The sequence below is a fragment of the Guyparkeria sp. TX1 genome (genome assembly GCF_046523965.1).
Taxonomy (GTDB): Bacteria; Pseudomonadota; Gammaproteobacteria; order Halothiobacillales; family Halothiobacillaceae; genus Guyparkeria.
This window is the reverse complement of the sequence record NZ_CP144142.1, coordinates 1,756,229-1,774,068: the sequence shown is the minus strand read 5'-3', so window position 1 is coordinate 1,774,068 and position 17,840 is coordinate 1,756,229. Positions and strand designations below refer to the sequence as shown.

Genomic DNA, 17,840 nt, shown 5'->3' with positions numbered 1-17,840 from the left:
CTCAAAGCAGGAAGAGGGTGGCGAGCCCCAGGAAGATGAAGAAACCTCCCGAGTCGGTGATCGCGGTAATCATGACCGCGCTGCCGAGCGCTGGATCACGGCCCATGCGGGTGCGCAGGATGGGGATGGTAACGCCGAAGAAGGCGGCGCTCAGGAAGTTGAGGCTTACCGCCGCGACCATGACCGCGGAAACCCCGGCGTTCTGGTACATCAGGAAGGTGACCAGGCCGAGGACCCCGCCCCAGACGACCCCGTTGATCAGGGCGACCTTGAGCTCCTTGCCGTAAAGCAGGCGGATATCACCGCCACCGAGCTTCCGGAAGGCCAGTTCCCTCACGATCATGGTGATGGTCTGGTTGCCGACGTTGCCGCCCATGCCCGCGACGATCGGCATGAGCACGGCCAGTGCCACCAGTTCCTGGATCGAGCCCTCGAACAGGCCGATGACCTGCGCGGCGACGATCGCCGTAACAAGATTCACGGCCAGCCAGGGGGCGCGGTTCTTCACCGACTTGCGCACCGGCGCGAAGATGTCCTCTTCCTCGGAAAGGCCGACCTGGGAGAGTCGCTCCTCGTCGGAGGACTCGCGAATGAAATCGACCACCGCGTCGATGGTGACCCGGCCGACCAGTCGGTCGACCTCATCGACCACCGGCGCACTAACCAGGTCGTAGCGCTCGAAGGCATCCGCGCCATCACGTGCCTTGTCTTCGGGGTGAAAGCGCACCGCGTCGGCTTCCATCACGTCGGCCACGACCGTTTCCGGGTCGTTGAGCAACAGAGTCTTCAGGTGGATCACGCCCTCGAATAACCCGTCGCGATCGGTGACGAACAGTTTGTCGGTGTGATCGGGCAACGAGTCCATTCGCCGCAGGTAGCGCAGCGCCACCTCGATGGTCACGTCGCCACGGACCGTGACCAGGTCGAAGTCCATCAGCGCGCCGATGGTGTCCTCGTCGTAGGACATGACGAAGCGCAACTTCTCGCGATCGTCGATCGGCAGGGCGGTGAAGACGTCCTGCATCATCCCTTCGGGGAGATCGGGGGCCAGGTCGGCGAGTTCGTCGGTGTCGAGGGTGGAGGCGGCGTTGAGGATCTCCTCGCGATCCATCACCTCGATCAGGGTGTCCCGGACCGAATCGGATACCTCGAGCAACACCTCGCCGTCGCGATCGGAATGGACCAGTTCCCAGATGATCAGGCGCTCTTCCTGCGGCAGGGATTCGAGCACCTTGGCCACGTCGGCGGAGTGTAGCCGTTCGATCTTTTGCGCCAGCTGCGCCAGATCGTGCTTGGCCAGATCCGACAGGGGGGCGAATCCATCCCCCGCATCGCTGCCCGGGTCGGTCCTCGTCTCCTGAGAGAGCGTGTCGCGGATCTCGTGGATCAGCGAATCGAGCTCTTCTTGGCGATCAATGTCAGTGAGTTCGGCCATGAACGTGGAAATCCGGGGCAATTCGGAGGCAGGCGATGGCTGCCGTCGAGGATGGATGAGCCGGCGGCCAGTATAGCGGACACCAGGCGCCTCCGGGCAGGGTGGTCCGCGTACGGCACGGCTTCCACTTGCATTGACGTGCTAGGCTTCTCGGCGCCTCGCTTGCCACGGTTGCCATCAATTTAGGAGAGAGTCCATGCACGCCCCGGAAGACAATCTGATCTGGATCGATCTCGAGATGACGGGGCTCGATCCGGTCCGAGACACGATTATCGAGATTGCGACCCTGGTGACCGACAAGCACCTGAATGTCCTGGCCGAAGGGCCGGTGGTAGCGATTCACCAGCCCGAGGCCAAACTCGCCGGAATGGATGAATGGAACCAGCGTGTGCATGGGCAGAGCGGGCTGATCGAACGTGTGCGCCAGAGCGACTGTGATCTGCGTTGCGGCGAGACGCGGACGCTGGACTTTCTCCGCCAGTATGTCCCGGAAGGCAAGTCGCCGATGTGTGGCAACAGCATCTGTCAGGATCGTCGGTTCCTCGCTCGGTTGATGCCGGAGCTCGAGGCGTATTTCCACTACCGCAACCTGGATGTGTCGACTATCAAGGAACTTGCTCGTCGCTGGCAGCCGGAGGTGCTGGCCGGTTACCGCAAGAACTCGAATCACCAGGCGATGGACGACATTCGGGGTTCGGTGGCCGAGCTGTCGCACTACCGTGCCGGCTTTTTCAAGCTCTAGGTCACGCCTCGTCAGAACGGGTTGGTAGACTTTGCCGCATTCGCAACCAAAACCTTTGGAATCGGACAGAAGATCATGAGCACACGAGTCGGGATTGTTGGCGTCAACGGCCGCATGGGGCGTCGCTTGATCGAGGCGGCCCACCAGGGTGGTCAGACACAGATGGGTGCGGCGTTCGCTCGCAGTGGCAGTCCGCTGATCGGCCAGGACGCTGGCCAGATCGCCGGGATCGGGCAGATCGGCGTGCCGGTGGTCGCCGATCTGGCCGGCCACGGTGACGATTTCGACGTGCTGATCGATTTCACCTCGATCGACGCGACGATGCGTCATCTCGAGATCTGCCGAGAGGCCGGACGGGCCATCGTTATTGGCACCACCGGGCTCTCCGTTGCGCAAAAGGAAACGCTGCAGGTCGCTGCCCGCGATATTCCAGTCGTCTTCGCTCCCAACATGAGCATTGGGATTAACGTGCTGCTTCAGGTGCTCGGGCAGGTCGCCTCGATGCTGGGCGACGACTACGACGTCGAGATCATCGAGGCGCATCATCGTCACAAGGTCGATGCGCCGTCCGGCACGGCCTTGCGGCTCGGTGAAGCGGTCGCCGACTCGCTCGAACGAGACCTGCAGAAAGTGGCCATCTACGGTCGAGAGGGCATCACGGGTGAGCGGTCCGCTGAGACCATCGGTTTCTCGACGATTCGGGGAGGCGACGTGGTCGGCGACCACACGGTGCTGTTCGCCGGCATCGGCGAGCGTGTTGAGATCACCCACAAGGCCTCGAGCCGGATGACATTCGCCAAGGGCGCCGTCCGGGCCGCTCAATGGGTGGCGGACAAGCCCGCCGGACTCTACGACATGAGCCACGTGCTGGGTCTCAAACCGGTCTGATCTCCCGGCAAATCGGCGCGGGGTGGTTCAGGGAACGCCCCGATTAGGCGCCTGTCGCCGTGGACAGCATCGGGGCGTTTCAGTCATAATTGCGCCCCGAAACCGAGGGGCGCCGGCTGCCTCGGCGGCCAGCGCCAACTCGGGCGGGGCGACACGACAAATCTGTGGGGGAAAGTTCTTGGATAGCACGGTCTCAGACGCGAACACCGGGCTCCCGGCCAATACGGCGCTCCTGGCTCTTGAAGACGGGAGCGTTTTTTACGGCACCTCCATCGGGGCCGATGGGGAGTCGGTGGGCGAGGTGGTGTTCAACACCGCAATGACGGGCTATCAGGAGATTCTCACCGACCCGTCCTACTGCCGTCAGATCGTGACCCTCACCTACCCGCACATCGGCAATGTCGGCACCAATGCCGAAGACGCCGAATCCGACTCGGTCCACGTGGCCGGTCTGGTGGTTCGCGATTCTGGTCAGATGAGCTCCTGGCGTGGTGAACAATCCCTTGAAGACTACTGCCGAGAGCATGGTGTGGTCGCCATCTCGGAGATCGACACCCGCGAGCTGACGCGGCGCCTGCGCGACCAGGGTGCCATGAAGGGCTGCATCGTCGCCGGCGGCGAGCTGGATGCCACCGCCGCGGTGGAGAAGGCACAGGGCTTCGCGGGACTTGCCGGCATGGACCTGATCCCCGAGGTCGGCACCCGCGAACTACGCGAATGGACCGCCGGTTCCTGGTGGGTAAACGAGGCGGATCGGCCAGCCGCGACCCGCCATGTGGTCGCCTACGACTACGGCTTCAAGCAAAACATCCTGCGCAAGCTGGTCGATCGCGGTTGCCGCATCACGCTGTTCCCGGCCGACGCGCCGGTCGAGAAGCTGCTGGCGGCCAACCCCGACGGCATACTGGTCGGCAATGGCCCGGGTGATCCGGCGGCCTGCACCAAGGCGATCGCCGATATCGAGCGCGTGCTCGAGACCGGCATCCCCCTGTTCGGCATCTGCCTGGGACACCAGCTGTTGGCCCTGGCCAGCGGCGCGAAGACCAGCAAGATGAAGTTCGGCCACCATGGGGCGAACCACCCGGTCCAGGATATCGGCAGCAAGCGTGTGCTGATCTCCAGCCAGAACCACGGCTTCGCGGTCGAGGAGGACAGCCTGCCGGCCCATCTCGAGGCCACGCATCGGTCTCTGTTCGACGGCAGCCTGCAGGGCATCCGCCGTACCGACTGTCCGGCCTTCAGTTTCCAGGGCCACCCCGAGGCGAGCCCCGGGCCGCATGACCTCGACCTGCTGTTCGATCAGTTCGTCGAGAGCATCGACGCCCGTCGCTGAGCCGCCTTTCCAGAATAACCAACTGCCCAGCCGCGGCTGGCAGGTGAGTCGAGCATGCCAAAGAGAAACGATATTCAAAGTGTGTTGATCATCGGCGCGGGGCCGATCGTGATCGGTCAGGCCTGCGAGTTCGACTATTCCGGGGCCCAGGCCTGCAAGGCGCTGCGCGAGGAGGGCCTGCGGGTCATCCTGATCAACTCGAACCCGGCAACGATCATGACCGACCCGGAGATGGCCGATGCGACCTACATCGAGCCGATCACCTGGGAGGCAGTCAGCGCGATTATCGAGAAGGAACGGCCGGATGCCGTCCTGCCGACCATGGGCGGTCAGACCGCGCTCAACTGCGCGTTGGATCTCTACCGGCACGGCGTGCTCGACCGCTTCGGCTGCGAGTTGATCGGCGCAAGCCAGGACGCCATCGACATGGCCGAGGATCGTGACCGCTTCAAGGACGCGATGACCGAGATCGGCCTGTCGACCCCGCTGTCGACCGTGGTGCATACCTTCGACGCCGCGGTCGCCGCTCAGGTGGAGATCGGCTTTCCGGCAATCATCCGCCCGTCGTTCACCATGGGCGGAACCGGTGGCGGCATCGCCTATAACCGCGAGGAATACGAGGAACTGGTTCGGCGCGGGCTGGATCTCTCGCCGACCAATGAGCTGTTGATCGAACAGTCAGTGCTCGGCTGGAAGGAATACGAGATGGAGGTCGTGCGTGACAAGAACGACAACTCCATCATCATCTGCTCGATCGAGAACCTCGATCCGATGGGCGTGCACACCGGTGACTCGATCACCGTCGCCCCGGCACAGACGCTGACCGACAAGGAATACCAGGTCATGCGCAACGCCTCGCTCGCGGTGTTGCGCAAGATCGGGGTGGAAACCGGCGGCTCGAACGTGCAGTTCGCCGTCAATCCGGCAAACGGCGACATGATCGTCATCGAGATGAACCCGCGGGTGTCGCGTTCATCCGCGCTGGCCTCGAAGGCCACCGGCTTCCCGATCGCCAAGGTCGCGGCCAAACTCGCCATCGGCTACACCCTCGACGAGCTCAAGAACGACATCACCAGCGGCGCGACCCCGGCCTCGTTCGAGCCGACCATCGACTACGTCGTCACCAAGATCCCGCGCTTTACCTTCGAGAAGTTCCCGGCCGCCAACGACCGCCTCACCACGCAGATGAAGTCGGTCGGCGAGGTGATGTCGATCGGCCGGACGTTCAGCGAATCCTTGCAGAAGGGGTTGCGCGGTCTGGAAATCGGTCGTGACGGTCTGGACGAAGTGCTGGAGGGCAGCCTCTCGGATGACGACATCGAGGACCGTCTGGTGCGCGAACTGCACTCGCCGGGTGCCGATCGGCTCTGGTACGTCGCCGACGCGTTCCGTCATGGCTTCGACGTCGAACGTATCCACCGTCACTCGTTCATCGACCCGTGGTTCCTCCGGCAGATCGAACACCTGGTGCGCACCGAGGAATCACTGCGCGGGGGACGCCTCAAGGAGATCAGCACCGCCCAGATGTACCAGCTCAAGCGTCTGGGTTTCTCGGACGCGCGGCTGGCCAAGCTGCTCGACGAAACCGAGAGCACCGTGCGCAAGCACCGTCACGCGCTGGGTGTGCGTCCGGTCTACAAACGTGTCGACACCTGCGCGGCCGAATTCCCGACTTCCACGGCGTACATGTACTCGACCTACGAGCCGTTCTGTGAGGCCGAGCCGTCCAACCGCGATAAGATCATGATCCTCGGTGGCGGGCCGAACCGCATCGGTCAGGGGATCGAGTTCGACTATTGCTGCGTTCACGCGGCTCTCGCCCTGCGCGAAGATGGTTACGAGACCATCATGGTCAACTGCAACCCGGAAACGGTATCGACCGACTACGACATCTCGGATCGACTGTATTTCGAGTCGCTGACACTCGAGGACGTGCTCGAGATCATCGAGGTCGAGCAGCCGCGTGGCGTGGTGGTCCAGTTTGGCGGGCAGACACCACTCAAGCTCGCGCGTGACCTCGAGAAGGCCGGCGCGCCGATCATCGGCACCACGCCAGATGCGATCGACCGGGCCGAGGATCGCGAGCGCTTCCAGGACATGATCCACAAGCTGGATCTCAAGCAGCCGCCAAACCGCACCGCGAAGTCGGCCGACCAGGCCATTCATCTCGCCGCCGAGATCGGTTACCCGCTCGTGGTGCGTCCGTCCTACGTGCTCGGCGGTCGTGCCATGGAGATCGTCCACGACGAGGACGGGCTCAAGCGATACATTCGCGACGCGGTCAAGGTGTCCAACGAGTCACCGGTCCTGCTCGATCGCTTCCTCGACGATGCCACCGAGATGGACATCGACGCCGTCTGTGACGGCGAGGACGTGGTGATCGGCGGGTTGATGGAACACATCGAGATGGCCGGGGTCCACTCGGGTGATTCGGCCTGCTCGCTGCCGCCGTACACGGTGCCGCGGTCGGTGCAGGATCGGGTCCGCGAACAGATCAAGGCGATGGCACGCGAGCTGAACGTCGTTGGCCTGATGAACACCCAGGTCGCCATCCAGGGTGACGATATCTTCATCATCGAGGTCAATCCGCGTGCCTCACGCACCGTGCCGTTTGTCTCGAAGGCCGTCGGCGTTCCGCTCGCGCAGGTGGCCGCCCGCACGATGGCCGGTGTGAGCCTCAAACGCCAGGGCATCACCTCCGAGCGGATCCCGCCGTTCTACTCGGTCAAGGAGGCCGTGTTCCCGTTCATCAAGTTCGCCGGTGTCGATCCGCTGCTCGGCCCCGAGATGAAATCGACCGGCGAGGTGATGGGTGTCGGTCGCGAATTCGGTGAGGCCTTTGCCAAGGCACAGGCCGGGGCAAGCAACTCCCTGCCGTTGTCGGGCACCGCCTTCATTTCCGTGCGCAAGCAGGACTACAAGGGGATGCTGCCGGTCGCCAAGGCGCTGGTGGAGTGGGGCTTCTCGCTCGTCGCCACGCGCGGCACGGCACGTTTCCTGGACGAGAACGGACTGGCGGTGACCACGGTCAACAAGGTGACGGAAGGACGGCCGAACGTGGTCGACATGATCAAGAACCGCGAAATCGCGATGATCGTGAACACCACCTCGAACAGTCAGCAATCGCGCAGCGATTCCTACGAAATCCGGCGTGAGGCGCTGCATTACCGCATCCCGTACTTCACCACCCTGGCCGGTGCCGAGGCGATGGCGCTGGCACTGAAATATCTGCACCAGCCGGTCACGGTCAACCGGCTGCAGGACCTGCATCAGGAGTGCGTTGTATGAATCAGACCCCGATGACGGCCGCCGGTGCGGCCGCCCTGGAGGAAGAGCTCAAGCGGCTGCGCGGTGTCGAGCGTCCCCGCATCATCGCGGCGATCGCCGAGGCGCGCGAGCTGGGCGATCTCAAGGAAAACGCCGAATATCATGCCGCCCGCGAGGAGCAGGGCTTCGTCGAGGGTCGGATCAAGGAGATCGAGGCGAAGCTGTCGCATGCGCAGATCATCGATGTCACCCGCATGCCGCCGGGTGACAAGGTGATCTTTGGCGCCACGGTCGAGCTCCTCGATCTGGATACCGACTCCGAGATTCGCTACAAGATCGTCGGCGACGACGAGGCGGACATCAAGAAGGACCTGGTCTCTATCCATTCGCCGATCGCCCGCGCCCTGATTGGCAAGTCGGTTGGCGACGAGGTCACCTTTAATGCCCCGGGTGGCAAGACCCGCACCTTCGAGATAGTCGAGGTCGAGTACATCGCCTGACACGCCTTGCCGGCCGGGTGGCACGACCCGCCGGTCTATCCCTCGCAACCGATGGATCCCCAATGCTTGACGCCCGAGTTCTTCGCCAGGAAACCGACGATGTCGCCGCACGGTTGGCCCGTCGCGGGTTTGTCTTCGATCGCGAACGGTTCGATTCGCTCGAATCCGAACGCAAATCGCTGCAGGTGCAGACGGAGACCCTGCAGGCCGAGCGCAACACCGAGTCCAAGAAGATCGGCAAGGCCAAGTCGGCCGGCGAGGACATCCAGCCGTTGATAGCCGCCGTGGGTGAGCTCGGCGATCGTCTCGATGCGGCCAAGGCTCGCCTCAATGAGATCGCCGACGAACTGGATGCGTTTCTTGCCGGCATCCCGAACCTGCCGGACGACGACGTGCCGGTGGGCGAAAGCGAGGATGACAACGTCGAAATGCACGCCGTGGGCGAGATCCCGACGTTCTCATTCGAGGCGCGAGATCACGTCGATCTGGGCGCCGGGCTCGCCGGCATGGATTTCGAGGCGGCGGCCAAGCTTACTGGCGCGCGGTTTGTCACCATGTCCGGGCCGGTGGCCCGGCTGCATCGTGCGCTGGCTCAGTTCATGCTCGATCTGCATACCCGCGAGCACGGTTACACCGAGGTGCAAGTGCCGTTCATCGTGCATGCCGATTCGCTGTTCGGTACCGGCCAGTTGCCGAAATTCGCCGAGGACCTGTTCAAGCTCGAGGGCGAATCACCGTGGTACCTCATCCCGACCGCCGAGGTACCGGTGACCAATCTGGCGCGGGACCGGATCCTCGAGCGCGATCAGCTGCCACTGAAGATGGTCGCCCACACCCCTTGTTTCCGATCCGAGGCCGGTTCGGCAGGTCGTGACACGCGCGGGCTGATCCGTCAGCACCAGTTCGAGAAGGTCGAACTGGTACAGATCGTCCCCGCAGGTGAGTCCGAACGCGCCCTGGAGGAACTGACCGGCCATGCCGAGACGGTCCTCGACGCCCTGGGCTTGCCCTACCGTCGGTTGGTGTTGTGCACGGGTGACATGGGCTTTTCCGCGGCCAAGACCTATGACCTGGAGGTGTGGCTGCCGGGGCAGGGACGTTATCGCGAGATTTCGTCGTGCTCCAATACCCGCGATTTTCAGGCCCGTCGGATGCAGGCACGGACGCGTAACGCCGAAGGCAAGCCGGAACCCGTGCATACCCTCAACGGCTCGGGTCTGGCCGTCGGCCGCACCCTGGTGGCGGTGCTCGAAAACTACCAGTGCGAGAACGGTGACGTGATCGTGCCGGAGGCATTGCGTCCCTACATGGGCGGGATCGAGCGCATCGAGGTCCAGGTGTGAGCGAGGTATCGATCGCGCCCGACCCGCTTTTCCAGACGGTCCGCAAGGTCATCATCGATACGCTGGATCTGCCCGGACCGGCGCAACGCTTCACGCCGGAAAGCGGCTTGTTCGGCGAAATACCGGAGCTGGACTCCATGGGTGTGGTGCTGTTGCTTACCGCGCTCGAGGATCGCTTCGATCTCCAGTTCTCCGATGATGAAGTCGATGCCGAGTGGTTTGCGACCTTCGGTACGGTAACCGAATTCATTCGGGTGCGGACCTAAGAGATCTCCCGCGTTTCGAATGCCCAAACGTAAAAAACCCGCCGAACGTTCGGCGGGTTTTTTCTTGGGACGAGGCTCGGACGAGCTTAGTTGCCAGTCAATTGATGGTACTTGTCCATCAGCTGATCTTCGGTCTCGTTGTTGTCCGGATCGGTGATGATGCAGTCGACCGGGCAGACCTCGACACACTGCGGCTCATCGTAATGCCCCACGCACTCGGTGCAGAGGTTGGGCGCGATCTCGTAGATCTCGTCACCCTGGGAAATGGCGCCGTTCGGGCATTCCGGCTCGCAGACATCGCAGTTGATGCATTCGTCGGTAATCAGCAGGGACATGCGGATTCCTCCCCAAATTTCTGGTCGGTAACTGGCGCACAGGATAACAGGTAAACGTGATTTTGGCGCGCTTGGCGACAAAATTCCACAGTGCGGTGGTCAGTTATTTTCCGGCACACCCTGGTGGAGAAAAACCGCGCCTACTTGCGTGGCTCTAGTCGCGGCGCGACTCCTTGAGTGCCTGAACCACGGCGGGCGGCACGAAGTCGGTCACGTCGCCACCCAGCCGGGCCAGCTCGCGCACGATACTCGACGAGATGAATCCGAGATCTTCGGCCGGGGATAGGAACACGGTCTCGAGTTTGCTGTTCAGACGTCGGTTGATGGCAGCCAGTTGGATTTCGTACTCGAAATCGCTCACCGCGCGCAGTCCTCGCACCAGGGCGGTGGCGCCCACCTCGGCGGCAAAGTCCACCAGAAGGCCATCGAACGAATCGACGCGAATGGTGCCGGTGTCATCGTTGATCGCCTCTTCGGCCAAGGCCCGACGCCTTTCCAGAGAGAAGAGGGTGTGCTTGCTCGAATCACCGGCCACCGCAACGATCACTTCATCGAACAGGCGGGCGGCACGCTGGGCGAGATCGACGTGACCGTAGGTGATCGGGTCGAACGTGCCCGGATAGACCGCGATGCGTTTCTTGCGTGTCATGCCAATGCCCCCGAAGGACTGAGGTCGATAGCGGAGCGGGATCAGGCCCGGAGCGGACCCATATCAGGAAAGGATCATGTGAACGCCCAGCCCCATCAGCACAAAGGCAAAGATGCGCTTGAGTGCCAAGGCCGGCAGTATCTGGGCGAGTTTGGCACCGATGGGAGCGAAAAGCACAGAGAACACGGCGATGCCGGCCAGTGCCGGCAAATAGACATAGCCGGCCGTCATTTCGGGCAGCCCGTCGATCGTCCAGCCGCTGACCACGTAACCCGCGGCCCCGAACAAGGCGGTTGGCAGAGTCAGTGAGGCACTGGTGGCAATCGCGTTGCGGGCGGTGATATTGCAGTAAAGGAAGAACGGCGTCGTCATCGCGCCGCCACCCATGCCCATGATCGAGGCGATCGCCCCGAAGGTGCTCGATACCCCGGTGAGCGGGACAATGCCAGGCAGCTGTCGACTGGCCGGCGGGGTCTTGCCGAAGGCCATTTGCAGGGCCACCGCGATCTCGAGCACGCCGAAGACGATCTTGAGTACGTCGCCGGGGAGGTAATGCGCCACGGTGGAGCCGAGTATCGCCCCGAGCGCCATCCCCGGAGCAAACCGTGCGAACACGTCCCAGAGTACGCCCCCATGCCGGTGATGGCTGTAGACCGAAGTGATCGAGGCAAACACGATCGCCGCCAGCGAGGTGCCGATGGCGATATGTACGAGATGAGGGCCACTGATGCCGATGGTCGGGAAAATCATCAGCAGGACGGGGACCATGATCAGCCCGCCACCGATACCGAGCAGGCCGGCGGCCACTCCACCGACCATCCCGAGGATGGCGAATAACAGGTATTCCACTGGCGACCTCCCTTTGCCGGCGCTCGATCAGCGTTTCTTGGGCGGCAATAGATCCGTGATCGTGCCTTCGGCCATCTCGGCGGCGAAACCGAGCGTCTCCGACAGGGTGGGGTGGGGGTGGATCGTCAGGCCGATGTCGGCCATGTCGGCACCCATCTCGATTGCCAGCATGGCTTCCGCGATCAGTTCACCGGCGTTGGGGCCGACGATACCGGCACCCAGCAGGCGATGGGTCTCCTTGCAGAACAGGGCCTTGGTAAGCCCCTCGTCACGACCGAGACTCAATGACCGGCCCGAGGCGGCCCAGGGGAAGGCGCCCTTCTCGTATTCGACACCCTCGGCCTTGAGTTCGTCCTCGGTCTTGCCGGCCCAGGCAACCTCCGGATCGGTGTAGGCGACGCTGGGAATGCCCATCGGCGTGAAGGCGGACGGCAGGCCACAGATGACTTCCGCGGCCACCTTGCCTTCATGGACAGCCTTGTGCGCGAGCATTGGCTGACCAACGACGTCACCAATGGCATGGATGTGTTCGACGTTGGTCCGCATCCGCTCGTCGACGGCGATGAAGCCTCGCTCATCCACGGATACGCCTGCCTTGTCCGCATCGATCTTCTTGCCGTTCGGTGCGCGACCGACTGCGACAAGAATGCGATCAAAAACAGCCGTTTCCGGCGTGTTCTTGCCCTCGAATGTGACATGAAGGCCATCTTTCTTGGCCTCGACATTGGTCACCTTGGAGCCGAGGAAAATGTCCTGGTAGCGCTTCTTGAGGATCTTCAGCAGTGGGCGGGTCAGGTCCTTGTCGGCCCCCGGGATGATGGTGTCGGCCAGCTCGACGATCGAGATATCGGCACCCAGCGAATCGTAGACCTGCGCCATTTCCAGCCCGATGATGCCACCGCCGATAACGAGCATCTTGCCCGGCACTTCCTCAAGCTCGAGGGCGTCGGTGGAGTCCATCACGCGCGGGTCGTCATGCGGAATGAACGGCAGCTTCACCGGCTGCGAGCCGGCCGCGACGACGGCATTGTCGAACCTGACCAGCGTTTCCTTGCCATCGTCATCGGTAACGGCGACGTGGTGCGGATCGATGAAGCGGCCGTAACCGCGCACGATCTGCACCTTGCGTTGCTTGGCCAGGGCCTCGAGACCACCGGTAAGCTTCTTGATCGTCTTGTCCTTGAAGCCGCGCAGCTTGTCGAGATCGATCTTCGGCTCGGCGAAGGTCACACCATGCGCGCCCATCGAGCGGGTTTCGTTGAGCACCTCGGAGACGTGCAGCAGTGCCTTGGAGGGTATGCAGCCGACATTCAGGCACACGCCGCCGATGACAGGGTAGCGCTCGATCAGCACGACCTTCTTGCCTAGATCCGCGGCGCGGAAGGCAGCGGTGTAGCCGCCCGGCCCGGAGCCGAGCACGCAGATGTCGCACTCGACGTCCGCCTTCTCGTCGGTGGCGGCAGCGGCGGCCGGGGCAGGGGAGGACGCCTTGTCTTCGGTAGCAGGCGCTTGCTCGGCGGGCGCATCGGCGCCTTCGCTCGACTCGCCACCGGCGGCCGGCTCGTACTTGGCGATCGGCTTGCCCGTGCTGACCTTGTCGCCCACGCCGACGAGCATCTCGGTGATCTTGCCGGCGGCCGGGGCCGGAATCTCCATGGTCGCCTTGTCGGTCTCGAGCGTGATCAGCGAGTCCTCGGCCTCGACCGCGTCGCCCGCCTCGACCAGCACCTCGATGATCTCGACTTCGTCAAAGTTGCCGATGTCCGGCAGGTTGATGGTTTCGATGGTCATCCGGTGCTCCTTACAGCATCAGTTCGCGAAGATCGGTGAGCGTGCGCGAGAGCGTGGTCATGAACCGTGCCCCCTCGGCGCCATCGATGACGCGGTGATCGTAGGAAAGCGCCAGCGGCAGCATCAGGCGCGGCTCGAACTCCGAGCCGTTCCAGACTGGCTGCATGCTGGCCTTGGAAACCCCCAGGATGCCGACTTCCGGGCCGTTGACGATCGGCGTGAACTGCGTCCCGCCGATGCCGCCGAGGCTGGAAACCGAGAACGTCCCGCCGGAGAGATCCTCGCCGGTGAGCTTGCCGTTGCGGGCCCGCTCCGAGATGGCCATGAGTTCCTCGGAGAGCTCGAAGATGCCCTTCTGGTCGACGTCACGCACCACTGGCACCAGCAGGCCGTTGGGCGTGTCGACCGCCACGCCCAGGTTGATGTATTTCTTGACGATCAGATTCTCGCCATCGGGAGCGAGCGAGGCATTCATGTGCGGGAACTCGCGCAGCACGTGCGCCAGTGCCTTGAGCACGAATACCAGCGGCGTCATCTTGATGCCGGACTTCTCGGCCCGCGGCTTGAGTGACTTGCGGAAATCCTCTAGCTCGGTGATGTCCGTCTCGTCGAACTGCGTGACGTGCGGGATATTGAGCCAGGCCGTGGACAGGTGCTTGCCGGAAAGCTTCTTGATGCGCGAGAGCGGCTTTTCCTCGATCTCGCCGAACTGGGAGAAGTCGATCTCCGGCAGCGGTGGAATCCCGGCCCCGGTAGCGGCGCCACCCTTGGCCGCGCCCTCCATTACCTTCTTGATTGCCCCTTCGACATCCTCCTGCAGGATGCGACCCTTGGGGCCCGTGCCGGTGACGTTGGCCAGATCCACGCCCAACTTGCGGGCGAACAGGCGCACCGACGGGCTCGCGTGCGATTTCGCACCGGCGCTCTGACGGTTCACCGGCGCCGGTGTTTGCGCCGCTGTAGGCCCGGACGAGGCGGGCTTCTCGGTGGTAGCAGCCGGCTTCTCCGGCTCGGCCGGTTTTTGCTCGGTGGTTTCCTCCGCGGGTTTGTCGGCCGTCGGCTGTTCGGCCGGCTTTTCCTCGGCCGCCGGCGCCTCGGCGTCTTCTTCGGCCTCGATTTCGGCGATCAGGTCACCTTCTTTCAGCGTGTCGTCAACCTTGACCAGCACCTTCTTGATCTCGCCCGAGTAGGGGGACGGGATCTCCATCGTGGCCTTGTCGGACTCCAGCGTGATCAGCGAGTCTTCCTTTTCCACCCGGTCGCCGGGCGAGATCAGCACCTCGATAACCGGGGTGTTGTCGTAATTGCCGATATCGGGGAGGGTGATCGACTTGATGGCCATCAGCCTGTCTCCATGAAAGGTTGCATGCGCGCCCGCTCAAACTACACGGGCGTCGGATCGAATGGGGCCGTTGTCCCGCCTCATGCCGAGATGAGCGGGGCAGGGGCGGTAGGTCTTAGCGCTCGATCGGCGGGCCGCAGTCGGGATCGATGCCGTACTTCTTGATCGCCTCGGTGACCTTGGCAGCCGGGATGGTCCCCTCGTCGGCCAGGGCCTTGAGCGCGGCGACCACGATGTGGGCAGCGTCGACCTCGAAGAAGCGCCGCAGCGCGGCACGGGTGTCGGACCGGCCATAGCCGTCGGTGCCCAGGATGGTGAACGTGTTCGGAACGAAGCGACGGATCTGGTCCGGGTAGGCCTGGATGTAGTCGGTCGCCGCGATAACCGGGGCATTACGCTCCTCGAGCGCCGTGGTGATGTACGGCGTCTTCGGCTTGGCATCCGGGTGCAGGCGGTTGTGACGCTCGCAGGCCTGGCCTTCGCGGGCCAGCTCGGTGAAGCTCGTGGCCGACCAGACGTCCGCGGCGACCTTCCACTCGTCCTCGAGCATCGCGGCGGCGGCCTCGGCCTCGCGCAGGATGCTGCCGGAACCCATGAGCTGGACACGGCTCTTGACCTTTTTCTTGCTCTCGCGCAGGCGGTAGGCGCCCTTGAGAACCCCTTCCTCAATGCCCTCGGGCATTGCCGGGTGCGAGTAGTTCTCGTTCATGGCGGTGATGTAGTAGTAGCAATCCTGCTTTTCCTCGACCATCGCCTTGAGGCCATCACGAATGATGATGGCCATTTCGTAGCCGTAGGTCGGGTCATAGACGCGGCAGCTCGGTACGGCCGAGAACATCATGATGTTGTGGCCGTCGTTGTGCTGCAGGCCTTCGCCTTCCAGCGTGGTCCGACCCGCGGTCGCGCCGATCAAGAAACCCCGCGCCCGGATGTCGCCGGCCAGCCAGGCCAGGTCACCCACGCGCTGGTAACCGAACATCGAGTAGTAGATGTAGAACGGCACCATCGCCTCGCCGTAGTTGGCGTAGGCGGTTGCCGCGGCCAGCCACGAGGACATCGAGCCGGCCTCGTTGATGCCTTCCTGCAATACCTGGCCATTGGCAGCCTGCTTGTACCAGGCCACCTGGTCGGAATCGACCGGTTCATAGAGCTGACCGGCCGGGTCGTAGATACCCACCTGGCGGAACAGCCCCTCGAGGCCGAAGGTCCGGGCTTCGTCCGGGATGATCGGTACGACGCGCTTGCCGAGCTTCTTGTCGCGCAGGATCATCGCCAGGATGCGACCGAAGAGCATGGTCGAGGACATCTCGCGCTCGCCGGTGCCCTTGAGGATCATGTCGAACGCCTTGAGCTCCGGCGCCGGGATCGACTCGGCGCGGTCGACGCGAGAGGGCAGGTAACCGCCCAGATCCTTGCGTCGCTCGTTCATGTACTTGATCAGCTCGTGGCTGTCGTCCGGCTTGTAGAACGGCACGTTCTTCTCAAGCTGCTCATCGGAGATCGGCAGGCCGAAGCGGTCGCGGAAGTACTTCAACCCGTCGTTGTCCAGCTTCTTCTGCTGGTGAGCGGTCATCGCGCCTTCGCCGAACGGGCCCATACCGTAGCCCTTGATGGTCTTGGCGATGATAACGGTCGGCTTGCCCTTGCACTCGTTGGCCGCGTTGTAGGCCGCGTACATCTTGCGCGGGCTGTGGCCACCCCGGGTGAGCGAGAAGATCTCGTCGTCGGTCATGTTCTTGACCAACTCGGCGGTCTCCGGGTACTTGCCGAAGAAGTGCTCGCGGACGAATGCGCCGTCCTTCGCCTTGTAGGCCTGGTATTCGCCGTCGGGGACTTCCATCATTCGTTCGATCAGCTTGCCCGACTTGTCGCGGGCGAGGAGCTCGTCCCAGCCCGGTCCCCAGATGACCTTGATCACGTTCCAGCCGGCGCCGCGGAAGCTGCCTTCGAGTTCCTGGATGATCTTGCCGTTGCCGCGAACCGGGCCATCGAGGCGCTGCAGGTTGGCGTTGACGACAAACACCAGGTTGTCGAGCTTCTCGCGCACGGCCAGGCCGATTGCGCCGAGGGATTCGGGCTCGTCCATCTCGCCATCACCGAGGAAGGCGTAGACCTTGCGGCTGTTGACCTTGCCGAAACCTCGCGCGTCCATGTACTTCATGAAGCGTGCCTGGTAGATCGCCATCAGCGGACCCAGGCCCATCGAGACGGTCGGGAACTGCCAGAAGTTCGGCATCAGCCAGGGGTGCGGGTAGGAGCTCAAGCCATCCTTGTGCGCTTCCTGCCGGAAGTTGAGCAGTTGCTCCTCGGTGATACGCCCCTCGAGGTATGCCCGAGCGTACATCCCTGGTGCGACGTGACCCTGGAAGAAGACCATGTCGGCGCCTTCCGGGTGGTCGTGACCCTTGAAGAAGTGGTTCAGGCCGACCTCGTACATGGTGGCGCTGGACTGGTAGGAGGCGATATGACCGCCGACCGAGTTCTCCTTGTTGGCCCGCACCACGATCGCCATCGCATTCCAGCGGATCAGGGCGCGCAGGCGCTGCTCGAGCTGACGGTCGCCGGGGTATTGCGGCTCGTTCTCGGGCGGAATGGTGTTGATGTAGGGGGTCGTCGCGGAGTAGGGGGTGTCGATGCCGTGCTGGCGCGCCAGCTCGATCATGCTGCCAATCAGATGGCGGGCCTTTTCCGTCCCTTCAAAGCTGACCACTGCCTCGAGTGCGTCAAGCCATTCCCGGGTTTCCTGCGGATCCTGATCGATGTAATCGGTCACAAGCACTCCTCAAAGCTGTCGTTGGGTGCGTCCGAAACCCCGGCAAAGCGCTTCATGGCGGGGCTTCGATGGTCGCACCGGACCAAAATTTGCGCCTCATTATGCGCGATTACGCCGAGTTTTCCTATGTTCGAGCGCATGGCGAAGCCGTTTCACGCCGCCATCGGGGAGCGGGGGGCAAACGGCAAGTGCCGTATTGACGCCGCTCGGCATGGCGTAATCGGGGGATTGAAAACCCCTATGCCCTGTCATGGCGCAGCGGTGTCTATATAATGGCGCGATCTCGTGCCAAGCACATCGCAAACACAAATCGAAATCAGGAGTTCT

At 63.2% G+C, this 17,840-nt stretch carries 14 protein-coding genes; 7 read left to right on the top strand and 7 right to left on the bottom strand.

The annotated features are described in order from the left end of the window. Position 1 precedes the first annotated feature (1 nt). Positions 2 to 1,435, bottom strand: coding sequence for a magnesium transporter (mgtE, locus tag VWP12_RS08290; RefSeq protein WP_410473737.1), 1,434 nt, complete (start codon positions 1,433 to 1,435; stop codon positions 2 to 4). Positions 1,436 to 1,631: 196 nt separating this feature from the next. On the opposite strand from mgtE, the gene orn reads away from it, so the two are divergent. From orn to VWP12_RS08255, 7 genes are all read left to right on the top strand, one after another. Then, positions 1,632 to 2,177, top strand: coding sequence for an oligoribonuclease (gene orn / locus VWP12_RS08285; RefSeq protein WP_125199163.1), 546 nt, complete (start codon positions 1,632 to 1,634; stop codon positions 2,175 to 2,177). Between the two features lie 75 nt (positions 2,178 to 2,252). Further along, positions 2,253 to 3,065, top strand: a complete 813-nt coding sequence (gene dapB / locus VWP12_RS08280; protein ID WP_410473736.1) for a 4-hydroxy-tetrahydrodipicolinate reductase — start codon at positions 2,253 to 2,255, stop codon at positions 3,063 to 3,065. A 178-nt stretch (positions 3,066 to 3,243) separates the two neighbouring features. Then, complete coding sequence (gene carA, locus VWP12_RS08275; RefSeq protein WP_410473735.1) at positions 3,244 to 4,398, top strand: glutamine-hydrolyzing carbamoyl-phosphate synthase small subunit; 1,155 nt, start codon at positions 3,244 to 3,246, stop codon at positions 4,396 to 4,398. Positions 4,399 to 4,452: 54 nt separating this feature from the next. Then, positions 4,453 to 7,686: a carbamoyl-phosphate synthase large subunit gene (carB, locus tag VWP12_RS08270; protein WP_410473734.1), complete on the top strand. Its 3,234-nt coding sequence runs from the start codon at positions 4,453 to 4,455 to the stop codon at positions 7,684 to 7,686. Further along, positions 7,683 to 8,165 (top strand): transcription elongation factor GreA, encoded by a 483-nt coding sequence (greA, locus tag VWP12_RS08265; protein ID WP_125199159.1) that lies wholly within the window; start codon positions 7,683 to 7,685, stop codon positions 8,163 to 8,165. Before carB ends, greA begins: the two co-directional genes overlap by 4 nt. A gap of 62 nt (positions 8,166 to 8,227) precedes the next feature. Then, positions 8,228 to 9,508, top strand: coding sequence for a serine--tRNA ligase (serS, locus tag VWP12_RS08260; protein ID WP_410473733.1), 1,281 nt, complete (start codon positions 8,228 to 8,230; stop codon positions 9,506 to 9,508). Beyond that, positions 9,505 to 9,774: an acyl carrier protein gene (locus tag VWP12_RS08255; RefSeq protein WP_240031457.1), complete on the top strand. Its 270-nt coding sequence runs from the start codon at positions 9,505 to 9,507 to the stop codon at positions 9,772 to 9,774. The genes serS and VWP12_RS08255 overlap by 4 nt, the downstream gene beginning before the upstream one ends. Before the next feature lie 86 nt (positions 9,775 to 9,860). Here the strand turns inward: VWP12_RS08255 and VWP12_RS08250 are convergent, their stop codons facing one another. From VWP12_RS08250 to aceE, 6 genes are all read right to left on the bottom strand, one after another. After that, positions 9,861 to 10,109 (bottom strand): YfhL family 4Fe-4S dicluster ferredoxin, encoded by a 249-nt coding sequence (locus tag VWP12_RS08250; protein WP_125199157.1) that lies wholly within the window; start codon positions 10,107 to 10,109, stop codon positions 9,861 to 9,863. 154 nt (positions 10,110 to 10,263) lie between these two features. Next, positions 10,264 to 10,758: a pantetheine-phosphate adenylyltransferase gene (coaD, locus tag VWP12_RS08245; protein ID WP_192894161.1), complete on the bottom strand. Its 495-nt coding sequence runs from the start codon at positions 10,756 to 10,758 to the stop codon at positions 10,264 to 10,266. A 63-nt stretch (positions 10,759 to 10,821) separates the two neighbouring features. Next, positions 10,822 to 11,607, bottom strand: coding sequence for a sulfite exporter TauE/SafE family protein (locus VWP12_RS08240; protein WP_240031456.1), 786 nt, complete (start codon positions 11,605 to 11,607; stop codon positions 10,822 to 10,824). 27 nt (positions 11,608 to 11,634) lie between these two features. After that, complete coding sequence (gene lpdA / locus VWP12_RS08235) at positions 11,635 to 13,398, bottom strand: dihydrolipoyl dehydrogenase (RefSeq protein ID WP_410473732.1); 1,764 nt, start codon at positions 13,396 to 13,398, stop codon at positions 11,635 to 11,637. Positions 13,399 to 13,408: 10 nt separating this feature from the next. Next, positions 13,409 to 14,740 (bottom strand): dihydrolipoyllysine-residue acetyltransferase, encoded by a 1,332-nt coding sequence (gene aceF / locus VWP12_RS08230; RefSeq protein WP_410473731.1) that lies wholly within the window; start codon positions 14,738 to 14,740, stop codon positions 13,409 to 13,411. A gap of 115 nt (positions 14,741 to 14,855) precedes the next feature. After that, the gene (gene aceE, locus VWP12_RS08225) at positions 14,856 to 17,513 is read right to left on the bottom strand and encodes a pyruvate dehydrogenase (acetyl-transferring), homodimeric type (RefSeq protein ID WP_410473730.1); all 2,658 of its coding nucleotides are present in this window, start codon (positions 17,511 to 17,513) and stop codon (positions 14,856 to 14,858) included. Between the last annotated feature and the right edge of the window lie 327 nt (positions 17,514 to 17,840).

Coding starts and splice junctions, on each gene's coding strand:
- greA (WP_125199159.1), top strand. CDS start 7,683: ATGAATCAGACCCCGATGACGGCCGCCGGTGCGGCCGCCCTGGAGGAA.
- VWP12_RS08250 (WP_125199157.1), bottom strand. CDS start 10,109: ATGTCCCTGCTGATTACCGACGAATGCATCAACTGCGATGTCTGCGAG.
- dapB (WP_410473736.1), top strand. CDS start 2,253: ATGAGCACACGAGTCGGGATTGTTGGCGTCAACGGCCGCATGGGGCGT.
- carB (WP_410473734.1), top strand. CDS start 4,453: ATGCCAAAGAGAAACGATATTCAAAGTGTGTTGATCATCGGCGCGGGG.
- aceF (WP_410473731.1), bottom strand. CDS start 14,740: ATGGCCATCAAGTCGATCACCCTCCCCGATATCGGCAATTACGACAAC.
- lpdA (WP_410473732.1), bottom strand. CDS start 13,398: ATGACCATCGAAACCATCAACCTGCCGGACATCGGCAACTTTGACGAA.
- mgtE (WP_410473737.1), bottom strand. CDS start 1,435: ATGGCCGAACTCACTGACATTGATCGCCAAGAAGAGCTCGATTCGCTG.
- serS (WP_410473733.1), top strand. CDS start 8,228: ATGCTTGACGCCCGAGTTCTTCGCCAGGAAACCGACGATGTCGCCGCA.
- coaD (WP_192894161.1), bottom strand. CDS start 10,758: ATGACACGCAAGAAACGCATCGCGGTCTATCCGGGCACGTTCGACCCG.
- orn (WP_125199163.1), top strand. CDS start 1,632: ATGCACGCCCCGGAAGACAATCTGATCTGGATCGATCTCGAGATGACG.